Origin of the sequence: Amycolatopsis echigonensis (genome assembly GCF_014174495.1) — a bacterium.
Lineage (GTDB): Bacteria > Actinomycetota > Actinomycetes > Mycobacteriales > Pseudonocardiaceae > Amycolatopsis > Amycolatopsis echigonensis.
Genome location: NZ_JACJHR010000075.1, coordinates 31,419 through 44,563, shown reverse-complemented (window position 1 = coordinate 44,563; position 13,145 = coordinate 31,419). Strand labels below are relative to the sequence as shown.

General features: G+C 68.2%; 13 protein-coding genes and 1 tRNA gene. 5 read left to right on the top strand and 9 right to left on the bottom strand.

The features are described from left to right. Window positions 1-101, bottom strand: a 101-nt coding sequence (locus H5411_RS49875) for a WhiB family transcriptional regulator (protein WP_246369715.1), incomplete at its 3' end; no start/stop codon positions are given. Between the two features lie 337 nt (window positions 102-438). On the opposite strand from H5411_RS49875, the gene H5411_RS36195 reads away from it, so the two are divergent. Continuing rightward, window positions 439-2,589 carry a transglycosylase domain-containing protein gene (locus H5411_RS36195; RefSeq protein ID WP_183126420.1) on the top strand — a complete coding sequence of 717 codons (2,151 nt, stop codon included), beginning with the start codon at window positions 439-441 and terminating at the stop codon, window positions 2,587-2,589. A gap of 64 nt (window positions 2,590-2,653) precedes the next feature. Here H5411_RS36195 and H5411_RS36190 read toward each other — a convergent pair whose 3' ends face one another. Next, window positions 2,654-2,905, bottom strand: a complete 252-nt coding sequence (locus H5411_RS36190; protein WP_183126419.1) for a hypothetical protein — start codon at window positions 2,903-2,905, stop codon at window positions 2,654-2,656. Between the two features lie 155 nt (window positions 2,906-3,060). Here H5411_RS36190 and H5411_RS36185 point away from each other — a divergent pair, with 155 nt between their 5' ends. Further along, window positions 3,061-4,041 (top strand): metallophosphoesterase, encoded by a 981-nt coding sequence (locus H5411_RS36185; RefSeq protein ID WP_183126418.1) that lies wholly within the window; start codon window positions 3,061-3,063, stop codon window positions 4,039-4,041. 29 nt (window positions 4,042-4,070) lie between these two features. Next, window positions 4,071-4,144: transfer RNA gene (locus H5411_RS36180), tRNA-Pro, on the top strand. Window positions 4,145-4,312: 168 nt separating this feature from the next. On the opposite strand, the gene H5411_RS36175 is transcribed toward H5411_RS36180, so the two are convergent. Then, window positions 4,313-5,059 carry a methyltransferase domain-containing protein gene (locus H5411_RS36175; RefSeq protein ID WP_183126417.1) on the bottom strand — a complete coding sequence of 249 codons (747 nt, stop codon included), beginning with the start codon at window positions 5,057-5,059 and terminating at the stop codon, window positions 4,313-4,315. 39 nt (window positions 5,060-5,098) lie between these two features. On the opposite strand from H5411_RS36175, the gene H5411_RS36170 reads away from it, so the two are divergent. Then, window positions 5,099-6,946 carry a S9 family peptidase gene (locus tag H5411_RS36170; RefSeq protein WP_183126416.1) on the top strand — a complete coding sequence of 616 codons (1,848 nt, stop codon included), beginning with the start codon at window positions 5,099-5,101 and terminating at the stop codon, window positions 6,944-6,946. A 38-nt stretch (window positions 6,947-6,984) separates the two neighbouring features. Here H5411_RS36170 and H5411_RS36165 read toward each other — a convergent pair whose 3' ends face one another. The 5 genes from H5411_RS36165 to H5411_RS36145 all read right to left on the bottom strand — a co-directional run bounded on the left by H5411_RS36165 (window position 6,985) and on the right by H5411_RS36145 (window position 10,812). Continuing rightward, window positions 6,985-7,611, bottom strand: a complete 627-nt coding sequence (locus tag H5411_RS36165; protein WP_183126415.1) for a TIGR03085 family metal-binding protein — start codon at window positions 7,609-7,611, stop codon at window positions 6,985-6,987. 81 nt (window positions 7,612-7,692) lie between these two features. Then, window positions 7,693-9,084 carry a glutamate decarboxylase gene (locus H5411_RS36160; RefSeq protein ID WP_183126414.1) on the bottom strand — a complete coding sequence of 464 codons (1,392 nt, stop codon included), beginning with the start codon at window positions 9,082-9,084 and terminating at the stop codon, window positions 7,693-7,695. A 97-nt stretch (window positions 9,085-9,181) separates the two neighbouring features. After that, on the bottom strand, window positions 9,182-9,658 hold the full coding sequence (dps, locus tag H5411_RS36155; RefSeq protein WP_183126413.1) for a DNA starvation/stationary phase protection protein Dps: 477 nt from the start codon (window positions 9,656-9,658) through the stop codon (window positions 9,182-9,184). Window positions 9,659-9,684: 26 nt separating this feature from the next. Further along, complete coding sequence (locus H5411_RS36150) at window positions 9,685-10,107, bottom strand: organic hydroperoxide resistance protein (RefSeq protein ID WP_067577076.1); 423 nt, start codon at window positions 10,105-10,107, stop codon at window positions 9,685-9,687. A 132-nt stretch (window positions 10,108-10,239) separates the two neighbouring features. Then, window positions 10,240-10,812: an NADPH-dependent FMN reductase gene (locus H5411_RS36145; protein WP_183126412.1), complete on the bottom strand. Its 573-nt coding sequence runs from the start codon at window positions 10,810-10,812 to the stop codon at window positions 10,240-10,242. Between the two features lie 129 nt (window positions 10,813-10,941). On the opposite strand from H5411_RS36145, the gene H5411_RS36140 reads away from it, so the two are divergent. Next, window positions 10,942-11,994 (top strand): alpha/beta hydrolase, encoded by a 1,053-nt coding sequence (locus H5411_RS36140; RefSeq protein WP_101437075.1) that lies wholly within the window; start codon window positions 10,942-10,944, stop codon window positions 11,992-11,994. Between the two features lie 105 nt (window positions 11,995-12,099). Here H5411_RS36140 and H5411_RS36135 read toward each other — a convergent pair whose 3' ends face one another. Continuing rightward, complete coding sequence (locus H5411_RS36135) at window positions 12,100-12,657, bottom strand: hypothetical protein (protein WP_101437074.1); 558 nt, start codon at window positions 12,655-12,657, stop codon at window positions 12,100-12,102. Between the last annotated feature and the right edge of the window lie 488 nt (window positions 12,658-13,145).

The window sequence follows — 13,145 nt, the reverse complement described above, 5'->3', positions numbered from 1 at the left end:
GCTTTCGCCCTGTTCTGTTCGGCGCCTCGCACGAACAACCCGTCGGGATCAGCGTCCCGGCACGAGGCATCGACCCGCCAGCCAACCTGATTGGTTTGCATACCCCCAGCTCCCTCATCTGGTGTATGGCACCAGCGAAGGCGAAGCTCCCGCTCCCACCCCCGCGAGCGTTTCCCACTGCGTCGCACGTCGGTGACGGCACCTCCCCGGTGCCGCTGCCTCCGTCCGGACCAGCCAGGCTCCCACCCGGTCTGCTCCGTCTGTCGGCATCTACGTGAGACGTTGACGGACTGTAGGGTCCCTCGGTTCCCTCCGTCGAGACCTAGCATGCATTCCGTTACCTGAGGTCACGACACGGGGGCCCGTTAATGATCTCCGGACGGGGCGCGCGGGCGTGAGGTCACGAAGGCGACACGGGCCTTCAGTACCCTGGCTTTCGTGCGCAAAACGGATGGTCTTTTCAAGCTCCTCGGCCTGTGCCTGCTGGCAGGGGTGCTGGTCGCCGGGATCATGTTCCCGGTGGTGGGCGCCGCGGGGGTCGTGTCCAACCAGGCGAGCGAAACGGTCGACAAGACGTCGTCCGACCTCGCCGACATCCCGCCGCCGTTGGTGACGACTGTCACCGACTCCGGCGGCAAGCCGATCGCGACGCTGTACGACCAGTACCGCATCCCGGTGCGCCCGGACCAGATCAACCCGGCGCTGAAGTGGGCGCTGCTGTCGGCCGAGGACAAGGCCTTCTACGAGCACCACGGGGTGAACTGGGGCCGGACGCTGCGCGCCGCCGTCTCCAACTCCGCGGGCGGGGACACGCAGGGCGCCTCGACGATCACGCAGCAGTACGTGAAGAACTACCTGATCAACGTCGTCTACCGGAACGACAAGGTCGGGCAGGCGAAGGCGCAGGAGCAGTCGCTCTCGCGCAAGCTAAAGGAAGCCCGGATCGCGATCAACCTCGAGACCAAGCTCTCGAAGGACCAGATCCTCGCCGGGTATCTCAACATCGTCGAGTTCTCCCGGCAGATCTACGGGGTCGGAGCGGCCGCGCACGCCTACTTCAACACCACGCCGGAGAACCTGACGGTGCCGCAGGCCGCGCTGCTTGCCGGCATCGTGAACAACCCGATCGTCGACGACCCGTGGAACCACCCGGACAAGGCGACGAAGCGGCGCAACCTGGTGCTCGACCGGATGGTCAGCAACCAGAAGCTGGCGAAGGCCGACGCGGACAAGTTCAAGGCGGAACCGCTCGGCGTGGTGCCCGACACCCCCTCGAAGCCCCCGTCCAACTGCACCGGGGCCGGTCCCGAGAACGGCTTCTTCTGCCAGTACGTCGAGGACTATCTGATCAAGTCCGGGATGTCGAAGGACCAGCTGTACACCGGCGGCTACACGATCAAGACCACGCTGGACGAGAAGGCCAACCACGAGGCGAAGGTCTCGGCCGAGCAACAGGTGAGCAAAACCCAGAAGAACGTCGCGAACACGCTCTCGCTGATCCGGCCCGGCAAGGACCGGCATGAAGTGGTGGCGCTCGCGGCGAACCGGGATTACGGCATCGACGCGGACCAAGGGCAAACGACGTACGCGCTCCCGTCCGGCGTGTTCAACACCGGCGGCGCGGGGTCGAGCTACAAGATCTTCACCACCGCGGCGGTGCTGAACCAGCACATCGCCGGGATCTACAGCACCATCCCGGTCGGGAACAGCTACGTCTCGCACGTGTTCACCGGCAGCCAGCCGCATTGTCCGCCGACCGGCGCGCCGAACACTCGCTGGTATTGCGTGGGCAACGCCGGCAACGGCTACCCCGATTCGGCTTCGTTGCAGACGGCACTGGCGACCTCGCCGAACACCGCTTTCGTGGCGCTGGAAGACAAACTCGGCAGCACCGGTCCCGCCATCGACATGGCGACGAAGCTGGGCATGCGCGAAACCATGGCGAGCAACCCCGGCGGCGGAAAGGTCGACCCGAAGTCGGACGACCCGGGCCGGAACCAGACCCAGGCGCAGGCCTACGGCCCCAAGGGCAGCTACCCGGGCACGGGTGCGTTCACGCTCGGTTTCAGCCCGACGAGCGGGCTGGAACTGGCGAATGTCGCCGCGACCATCCTGAGCGGCGGCAAATGGTGCCCGCCGACCCCGCTGGCGTCGGTGACCGACCGCGACGGCAAACCCGTGCCGATCAAGGAAGCGGCTTGCGAACAGGTCGTGCCGGAAGGCCTCGCGAACACCATGGCGGTCGGCATGAGCAAGGACGACCAGGCGGGCGGCACCTCCGCAAAGGCCGCTGAAGCCGCCGGCTGGAACCGCCCGCTCGTCGGCAAGACGGGTACGACCCAGAACAACGGCTCGGCGACCTTCGTGGCCGGCACGCCGCAAATGGCCGGTGCGGCCATGGTGTTCCGTCCGGAAGGCGGCAGCGGCGGTCTCTGTTACGACAGCCCAGGCAACGTGTACACCTGCGGCGACGGCAACATGTTCGGCGGCAAGACGCCCGCGCAGACCTGGTTCGGCGCGATGACGAACATCATGAAGGACCAGCCGGTTGTGCCGCTGCCGCCGGAGGATCCGGCGTACACCAACTGAATCCGGTGAAAACGGGGCGGGGGACGCGATCTCCCGCCCCGTTTCGCTTGTCCGGACCTCAGCGTCATCCCTTGAGCGCTATCCGGAAGAGCCGCACGATCGCGATCAGAAAGCCGGGTCCCAGCACGATCAGCCACACCTGCGGCGCCCAGGTGCTAGGCATGCCGCGGTCCCAGTACTCATACGCCGGCCACCCCAGCGAAAACAGCACAACCGCGCTCAGCGCCCAGGGTTCTGCCCTCCGGCGCCACGGGAACACCGCCAACACCACCAGCAGGATGAGCACTGCCAGCAAGAAGAGAATCGCTATTCCCATAGCCAGGCTCCGCATCCCTGTCGGACTGGTCCAATCCAATACGATCCAACGACGGCCGCCGCCGGATGTCGAGAGAACACCACTGAGAGCTTCGCCCTACGCCATCCGGCACCGGCCACAGCGGGCGACCCGGTCGAACACGTATCCTCGACCATGTGAGCACGCTCGGTAACACCAGTCCGCCCGGGGGCACCGCGAAGCGGTGGGCCGCGGGGACCATCGCCCTCGGGGCCGCCACCCTCGGTTACGCCGTCGGCATCGAACGCCGCCGCTGGACACTGCGGACCGCCGAGCTGCCCGTACTCGCGCCCGGCACCGCGCCGTTCACCATCCTGCACGTCTCCGACCTGCACATGCTCCCCGGACACCACGCCAAACAGCGCTGGGTCGCCGCGCTCGACGAACTCGAACCCGACCTCGTCGTCAACACCGGCGACAACCTCTCCCACCGCACCGCGGTCCCCTCCGTGCTCCGCGCGCTCGGCCCGCTGCTGGACCGGCCGGGACTGTTCGTCTTCGGCAGCAACGACTACTACGCGCCGAAGCCCAAAAACCCCGCGCGCTACCTCATGCCCCGCGGCAAAAAGAAGCGCATCCACGGCACCCAGCTGCCCTGGCGCGACCTCCGCGCCGCCTTCGTCGAACACGGCTGGGTCGACCTCACGCACGTCCGCCGCACCATCGACGTCGGCGGCCGCGCCGTCTTCGCCGCCGGCGTCGACGACCCGCACCTCCACCGCGACCGCTACTCCGACATCGCCGGACCCGCCGACACCACCGCGGCCGTCCGCCTCGGCGTCACCCACTCCCCGGAACCGCGCGTCCTCGACACCTTCGCCACCGACGGCTACGACCTCGTCCTCGCCGGCCACACCCACGGCGGACAACTCCGCATCCCCGGCTACGGCGCCATCATCACCAACTGCGAACTCGACCGCAGCCGCGCCCGCGGAGCCTCCCGCTGGGGAGCCCGCATGTGGCTCCACGTCTCCGCCGGACTCGGCACCTCCCCCTACGCCCCCGCCCGCTTCGCCTGCCCGCCCGAAGCGAGCCTGTTGACGCTGGTCCCGCGCGGATCCGGCACCCCCGGCCCCCGCAAACCAGCCCCGCGTAAAGCCGCGAAACCCGTCCGCTAGACTTACCCTCGACCCGCTAAGCAGTACCTCGGGGTGTGGCGCAGCTTGGTAGCGTGCCTCGTTCGGGTCGAGGAGGTCGTGGGTTCAAATCCCGCCACCCCGACTGGTGAGTGAGGCCTGTCATCCGCAGAAAGCGCGGATGACAGGCCTCACTTCGTTGTGTCTTCTGGGGGTCGGACCCCCAGACCCCCGCCAGGGGGCGAGCCCCCTGGACCCCCGAAGGTGCATCGGTGGCCGTTGGCGAGTGGGCGGCCGCTCGGGGCCTTCTTAGTTAGCGGGTGGCGGTTAGTTCTTGCCAGCATTGGTGGAAGTCCCCTACGGCGGGGGACTTTGTCCAGGACCAGGCGGAGCGGGCGGCTGAGGTTAGTTGGTCGTGGTCTTTCGTGAGGGGTTTCGAGAGGGCTGCGGCTAGGCGGGACTCTACGTAGGTGGCCAGGGCTCGGTAGGGCAGGTCTTCTCGGTAGCGCGTGCGTTCGGTGATGTTGGTGAAGCCTGCGGCGGCGATTTTGGCGGCTATGGTGCGGCCGCTGAAGGGGTCGCCGCCGTTGTGGCGGCGTAAGAGGTAGTGGCCGCGCAGGGCGGCGTCTACGTTTGCGGTTCTCGGGCGGATTTTCGCGCGGCTCCAGTCTGAAGTGGAGATTGCCAGGTGGCCGCCGGGGCGAAGGACTCGGCGGATTTCCGCTAGCGCCGCGGCGGGGTTTGTCAGGTGTTCGAAGAGGGCATGGGAGAAGACCGCGTCTATTGATGCTGTCGCGAAAGGCAAGGCGTATGCGGTGGCGTTGATGTAGTCCACTGTGGACGTAGGGGCCGGGAGCAGCGGGCGGTGGACGTCTACGCCTATTACGTGACAGGCGGGAGCCAAGGTGGCGGTGATGCAGCCTTGGCCGCAGCCTAGATCCAGGACTCTCGAACCTGGCGTGAAGAGCGGTTGGGCGAACGCGGCGCGGTCACTCGCTGTGCGTGTGTTCATCATCGACAGCGCGTCTTGGGCGTAGCCCGGCGCGTAACCCTCCAGCACCCCGCACAGAGTACGGGTGAGAGGTGGCAGGATCGAGGGGTGAGCACGCAGTCAGGCAACCAAAATCCGCCCGCGGTGGTCCCGGACCGCCTGTTCGACGACCCCGAAGCCGAAAAGCGCTGGCTGGCGCGGTTCCACGCGCCGCGCATCTCGGTGCCCGAATGGGCCCGCGACGCGCCCGACGCCAACGTGTACGTCTCCAACGCCAGTGGCGTATGGGAGGTGTACGCGTGGGACCGGGCCACCGACAGTCACCGGCGCGTCACCAACCGGCCCAACGGCACCTTGCACGCGACCCCCTCGCCCGACGGAACGGCCATCTGGTGGTTCGACGACACCGACGGCGACGAGTTCGGGTCCTGGCGCAGCCAGCCATTCGACGGCGACAGCTCCGCGGCCGTCAAAGCACTGCCCGACATTCATGACGGATATCCGGCCGGACTCGAAATCGGCCGCCGAGTCATCGCCGCCGGTGTCTCGACCGACGACGGCAGCGAACTGTTCGCGAAAATCGACGGCGTCACCGAGCGGTTTTACCAGCACGCGGACGACGCGGGAATCGCGTCCATGTCCCGCGACGAAAGCCTGCTCGCTATTTCCCATTCCGAGCACGGCGATTCCCGGCACCCGGCCTTGCGAGTGCTGTCCACCGACGGGTTCACGACCGTCGCGGAGAAGTGGGACGGCGAAGGAAAAGGCTTGCAGGCGCTGGAGTTCTCGCCGCTGCCGGGGGACCAGCGCCTGCTGGTCCTGCACGAACGCCGCGGTCGCGAAGAACTGCTGATCTGGGACGTGCGGGCGGACACCGAAACCGAACTGCTGATCGACCTGCCCGGCGAGGTCGTCGCGGACTGGTATCCGGACGCGCGCGCCCTGCTCGTCGTGCATTTCCACCAGGCACGCAGTTCGTTGTACCGCTACGACCTCGACACCGGCGAACTGTCCGCTGTGGACACTCCGGCCGGACGAATCGGCGGCGCGGGCGTGCGGCCCGACGGCACTATCGAGTACTCGTGGTCCAGCGCCGCCGAGCCCGCCGCCGTCCGTGCCCGCGCGGCCGACGGCACCGACTCCGTGTTGCTGACGCCGCCGGGCGAGCGCGCCCCGGGTTCGTCGCCGGTCACCGACGCGTTCGTGGAGGGCGTCGGCGGCCGGATCCACGCGCTGGTTTCCCGGCCCGCAGACGCCCCGGAAGGCCCGCTGCCGACGGTGTTTTCGCTGCACGGCGGCCCGCACGCGGCGGACGAGGACCGGTTCTCCGCCTACCGCGCGACGTGGCTGGACGCCGGATTCGCCGTGGTCGAGGTGAACTACCGCGGCTCGACCGGCTACGGCTCGGCGTGGCGGGACGCCATCGAAGGCCGCCCGGGCCTGACCGAACTGGAAGACGTCGCGGCGGTCCATGACTGGGCGGTCGAAAGTGGACTGTCCGATAAGGACAAGTGCGTCGTGAACGGCGCTTCGTGGGGCGGATATTTGACCCTGCTGGCGCTGGGCACCCAGCCGACGCGGTGGGCCGCTGGTGTCGCGGGCGTTCCGGTGGCCGACTACGTGGCCGCGTACGAGGACGAGATGGAACAGCTGCGCTCGTTCGACCGCGCCCTGTTCGGCGGCTCCCCGGAGGACGTGCCCGCGGTGTACCGTGAATGCTCGCCGCTGACGTACGTGGACGCGGTCGCCGCCCCGGTGCTCATCCTGGCCGGCGACAACGACCCGCGGTGCCCGATCCGGCAGATCGAGAACTACCTGGACCGCCTCGCGAAACGCAACGCACCCCACGAGTTCTACCGCTACGACGCGGGACACGGCTCGCTGGTGATCGCCGAGACGATCAAGCAGACGTCCATTGAGGTGTACTTCGCCTTGCGGGCGTTGGGAATGCGCTGAGGGTGCGGGCCGTCCAGGGTTTCCTGGACGGCCCGGTCTCACAGCCCGCGCTTAGCGCCCTTCAACTGCGCCACCGCGGCCTCGTCCCCTTCGAACTCCACCCGCACCGCATCCCGGCCGAAGACGAACAACAGCAGCTCCACCGGCTCTCCCACCACGGTCACCACCGGAGCCCCCGACTTCACCGAGGCCGACTGGCCGTCCGGAGTCCGCAGCACCACCCCGACCGGCGATTTGCGCAGGTTCAGCTTCGCCATCCGCGTCGCCAGCCGCCAGGCCGCACCGTCTCGCGAAGGGTCGGCCGGGCGCGGGGTCCAATCCGGTTGCGCCCGGCGGACATCCTCGTGGTGCACCAGGAACTCGGCACTGTTCGCCACCTCGTCCACCGGCCCGATCGACGTCGGCCAGAAGCGCGACGGGCCTCGACGCACCTGGGCGACCAGGTCGTCCCACGGGCGCGCCGCGACCCCGTCCTGCACTCGCTGCGTGTGACCGGCGAGCGCGGGCACCAGGATCCCGGGCATCGCGTCCGGCCGGTGTTCGCGTACGACCAGGTGCGCGGCCAGATCCCGCGTCTGCCAGCCCTCGCACAGGGTCGGGGCGTCCGGGCCGAGCTGCTCGAAGAGGTCGCTCAGCGCTTGGCGTTCATCCTTGGCAAGGCCCATGTCTAGGAACAGTACTGCGTGGCGAAGCCACTCCGTTGAGGGCGGTGGAGGGCAGCGAGGCGGAGTACTCGCTGGTAGCGATCAGTGGTGGAATCCCGTCGACGTGGCTGGGTCGTGCTGCGGGGACGGCTGCCGGTTCAGCTCCGGAAGGATGCGCTTCAAGTCGCCTAGCAACAGGTCGGCCAGGTCGTGCGTGAAGCCGTTGCGGACGACGACCCGCAGCACCGCCAGGTCGGTGCGGTTGTCCGGGAACGTGTACGCGGGCACGAGCCAGCCCCGTTCGCGGAGCCGACGGGAAACGTCGAAGACGTCGAACGAGGTGACATCCGAACGCGTCGTGAACGCGAAAACCGGCAACTGGTCACCGCGGGTGAGGAGTTCGAACGGATCGAGCTTGGAGATCTCGTCGGCCAGATACGTCGCCACGTCGCGCGAAGCTTGTTGCACCGCACGGAAACCTTCGCGACCCAGCCGGACGAACGTGTAGTACTGCGCGGCGACTTCCGAGCCAGGACGAGAGAAGTTGAGCGCGAAGGTCGGCATGTCGCCGCCGAGGTAGTTGACGTTGAAGACCAGTTCCTCGGGCAGCGCCGCCTTGTCGCGCCACACGACCCAGCCGACGCCGGGGTAGACGAGGCCGTATTTGTGCCCGGAGGTGTTGATCGACGCGACGCGCGGCAGCCGGAAGTCCCATTCCAGGTCCTCGTCGAGGAACGGGGCGATCATCGCGCCGGACGCGCCGTCGACGTGCACCGGGATGTCCCAGCCGGTCCGCTCCTGCAGCGCGTCGAGGGCGGCCGCGACCTCCGCGACCGGCTCGTAGCTGCCGTCGAAGGTCGACCCGAGGATGGCGACGACGCCGATGGTGTTCTCGTCGCAGAGCTTGACCGCTTCTTCCGCGGACAGGTGGTACCGGTCGCCCTCCATCGGCACGAACCGCGGCTCGACTTCCCAGTATTCGCAGAACTTTTCCCAGCACACCTGGACGTTGATGCCCATCACCAGGTTCGGCTTCCCGGTGCGGCCCAGCTTCGACCAGCGCCGCTTCAGCGCCATTCCGGCGAGCATGCAGGCCTCGGACGACCCGGTGGTCGAGCAGCCCATGATGTCGGCGGGATCAGGCGCGTGCCACAGGTCGGCGAGGATGTTGACGCAGCGCCGCTCGAGTTCCGCGGTCTGCGGGTACTCGTCCTTGTCGATCATGTTCTTGTCGACGCATTCGGCCATCAGCTCGCGAGCCTGCGGCTCCATCCACGTCGTGACGAACGTGGCGAGGTTGAGCCGTGCGTTGCCGTCGAGCATCAGCTCGTCGCGCACCAGCTGCAGCGCCGTGTCCGGCGGCAGCGAATCGTCCCGCAGCCGGTCGCGCGGCATCGTGAAATCCGCGGCGAGCGCCAGATTGCTCCCGGCGTACAACGGATTCGTGCCGGTCTTCCGGTCTGCCCGATCTTGTTTCCCCTGATGCAGCACCATGTCAGCGAACCTACTGCCGGGCGTCCGCGACGACCACCGGACGAAAGAAAAGCCGCCCGCGGCGAAGGCGGACGGCTTTTCTCCAGGAGAGGTGTGGTCAGGCTTGCTGCGCCTGCCACATCCAGTGCGCCTCTTCCAGCGCGCGGGCGATCTCGATGAACAGATCCTGCGTCACGAGGTCGCTCTTGTCGGTTTCGTCGATGCGCTTGCGGAGCCGTTCGATCAGCGCCGCGAGAGTGTCGACGATCGCGGCGATGGTGGACTGGACGGACTGCCAGTTGTCCGGGTACTCCGGCGCACCGGAGCTCGCCACGACGGTCTTCGCCTTGCCGTTGGGCGAAACCCCGATCGCGGCGGCCCGCTCGGCCACCTCGTCGACGTACTGCCGCGCGGTCGACACCAGCTCGTCGAGCTGCAGGTGCGCGCTGCGGAAGTTCTGGCCCACGACGTTCCAGTGCGCTTGCTTCGCGATCAGCGACAGGTCGATCAGGTCGGTCAGCGTCGCCTGCAGCGCGTTGCCGGTGATCTCCTTGTCCGAATCGGAAAGCGGGCTCTTGATCGGGGAAGTGGTCATCTCGGGTGTCCCTCCTCTGTCTTGGTTCAGACGGTGGTGGTCAGCTCCACCTCGATGTTGCCGCGGGTCGCGTTGGAGTACGGGCAGACCTGGTGCGCCTGCTCGACCAGCTGGTCGGCGTCGGCCTTCGCCAGGCCGGGCAGCGACACGTCGAGCCGCACGCCCAGCTGGAACCCGGCGTCCTTCTTGAAGACGCTGACCGAACCGGTCACCGTCGCGGCCGGCAGCGCCACCTTCGCCTGCCGGGCCACGGCCTGCAGCGCGCTCAGGAAGCACGCGGAGTACCCCGCGGCGAACAGCTGCTCCGGGTTGGTTTTGTCGCCGCCGGGACCGCCCATCTCCTTGGGTATCGCCAGCGACTCGTCCAGCACGCCGTCCGAGGACGTCACGTCGCCGTTGCGCCCTTCTCCTCGCGCGGTCGCGACAGCGGTGTAAATCGGCTCGGCCATGCGTGTTACCTCCTCATTGGGACGCCTCCGGAGTCAGCGTCTCAGTGAGTTCAACGCCCCGCATCCGCGGAACAGTGCCCCGGCATGGCAGTCATCACCCCCGGAATAACCGGGCGGTGAGGAGGCGAAACCTCAGCGTGCGCGAAGCAGCGCGTGTTCCGCGACCTGCTCCCCGATGAGCCGCAGCGTGCGGACGCTCTTCTCGTCCGACGCGCCGCCGCCCTCGTCGAACTTCGTCTCGGCGGAGTTGATCGAACCGCCCAACGGCGTGGACCAGCCGCGCAGAGCGTGCGTGATCGTGCGGAGCTGCTCGAGCGTGGTGACCGCGGCCTGCCAGCCGTACGCGACGGCGGCGAGGCCCACCGCGCGGCCGTCAAGATAGGGACGGGTGTCCTCGCGGAGGTCCTCGATGTAGTCGAGGGCGTTCTTGACCAGCCCGGACAGCCCGCCGTGGTAGCCGGGAGAGACGACGATTAGCCCATCCGCCTGGCGCACGCCCTCGATGAGCTTCCGCGCGCGTTCGTCCCGCTCCGGGACGGCGGTGTCGTAGAACGGCAGGACCAGCTCGGGGCCCGGGATCAGCTCGGTCACGACGCCGCGTTCCTCGGCAGCGGCGAGCGCGATGCGCAACGCGCGCTCGGATTGCGAGCCCTCTCGCAGCGAGCCGCCGATACCCAGCACCTTGACGCTTTTGGCGGAAGTCACAGGTCGAGGCTAACCCCTCTACCTAAGTAGAGGACCAGGATCTGAGACGGAGGCTTGGGTCACATGCCGACTGGACCAACGTCCCTACTGGCAAGTAACCTCAGCCCATCCGGCGTTCGAGGAGGAACGATGGCCATTCCGCCGCAGATCCGCGCCCAGGCTGCCGCCGCGCAGTTCTTGTTCTGGCTGCCCCGGCCGGTGCGCAGACTGATCGCCGGTGCGCCGCTGCGACTGGACGGCCAGGAACTCGCTCTCGACGCCCAGTTGCTGCTGAAGTTGCAGAAGCTGGGCGGTGCTTCGCTGGTCAACGGGTCGGTCGAGCAGTCCCGCGCGCTGCTGGAAGCGAGCCAGCACCTGGTGAACGGCAAGCGGATCGAGCCGGTGGCGACGCGTGACGTCGCCATTCCGTCCGGCGAGGCGTCCCTCGACGCCACCCTCTACACCCCGGCCGGTCTGCCGGAACCGTCGCCGCTGCTGGTGTTCTTCCACGGCGGCGGATGGGTCATCGGCAGCCGGGCCACCCACGACAACGCCGCGCGCTACCTCGCGAAGCATGCCGGGGTCCGGGTGCTGTCAGTGGAGTACCGGCTCGCTCCGGAAAGCCCGTTCCCCGGGCCGGTGGAGGACGCGCTGGCCGCGTTCGACTACGCACACGCCAAGGCGGCCGACCTCGGCGCGGACCCGGACCGGATCGCGGTGGGCGGCGACAGCGCGGGCGGCAACCTGTCCGCCGTCGTCGCGCTGGAGGCGACGCGGCGCGGCGGCCCGGCGCCGGCGTTCCAGCTGTTGATCTACCCGGCGGTCGATTTCACCACGCGACGCCGGTCCCGCGAGATCTTCGGCGAAGACCTCTTCCTCACCGACGAGGCGATGGTGTGGTTCGAGGGGCATTACGCGCCCGAGGGTGTCGACAAGGCCGACCCGCGGATGTCGCCGTTGCTCGCGTCTGACCACAGTGGACTCCCGCCCGCCTACATCGTGACCGCGGGCTTCGACCCGCTGCGCGATGAAGGCGAGGCGTACGCGGAAAAACTGCGCTCGGCGGGCGTACCGGTGGCGCTTAGCCGGCAGGCCGACCTGATCCATGGATTCCTCAACTTCGCCGGGGTCGGGTCGCGGTTCCGGGAGGCGATCGCCGAGATGGCCGGCGCACTGCGGGTGGGACTCGCCAAGCGGTCCTGAGCGGCGTCGCCGGTCCGCACCGGCGCCCCAGCCCGGACATGGAACGGAGCCTGGCGCGGGCGAACCGCACCAGGCTCCGAGCCTTTCCCCTCTTGGTCAGGCCGCTCAGGCCCCCGGAACGGGAACCGGCGCGGGCACCGGCGGCGTCGGCAGCGGCGGCGTCGGAACCGGAAGCGGCGGCACCGGCACCCCGCCGAGCAGACCGCCGAGCAGGCTGGTGACCGTGGCGAGCAAACCCTTGATCAGGTCGCTCACCGCCTTGAGCGGTCCGGGCAGGTCCGGCAGCGGCGGGATCGGCAACGGCGGGATTTGCCGCGGCGTCGCCGTCGGGTCGCTGAGGAGCCGGTTGGACTCGTCCGCGCGGACCTTCGCCGCCGACGAGAGTTGCTGGGTTTCGGATTGGACCTGGTAGCGCTTGCCCGCCGCGATGTCCGCGAGCACCGGACTGAGCCGCGTGAGGTCCGCCCTCGTCTTCGCGACATCCCCGGCGTACGCCACCTTGGTCAGGTCGTCACGCATCTGCAGCACCTGCGCGGCGACGGCTTGCGTGGCCGAGGAGCCTTTGCCGCCCGCCGGGCTCGCGGAGGCCATCCCCGAAGTGCCGACGGCCAGCAGACTGGCCGCGGCTACTACCGCGATGATCCTCCCGATCTTGCCTTTCATTCTTTACCTCCCTGGCCTCTGGGACCTGCCGGGTAAATCGATACCCGCCGTGTCGGCCCAACACCAGCCGATCACCGGATAGGGAGGTTTTCTAACCCTTACGTGCCGAATCCAAGAACCGGGAACCGGCCCGCAATTGATTAACGTGGACAGCTTGCGCGTCCCCCGACAATCACGGACCGCGGACCTGAATCTGACTCATGGTAGTCAGATTGCCCGAATGGCGGTATCGCTCACTCACACAGGCGTAGTTCGTGATCGATTACCTTCATCACCCCGTCGGGACGCGACCTCTCGCTCGTCCGACCGTGGCGTTCCCCCACGCACGCACCGCCGCCCGCTTTCGGGTCCGCTCCCGTTTCTCCGGGGAATCGCTGCCGCTTCGACCGGAGAACTCCAAGGTCGGCGCAGAAATATGAAAAACTGTTCGCGAATGGGCGGCGAGAATGCTTTTTCGCGTTGCCGATGAAGTTAGCAGCCAGGTCGCG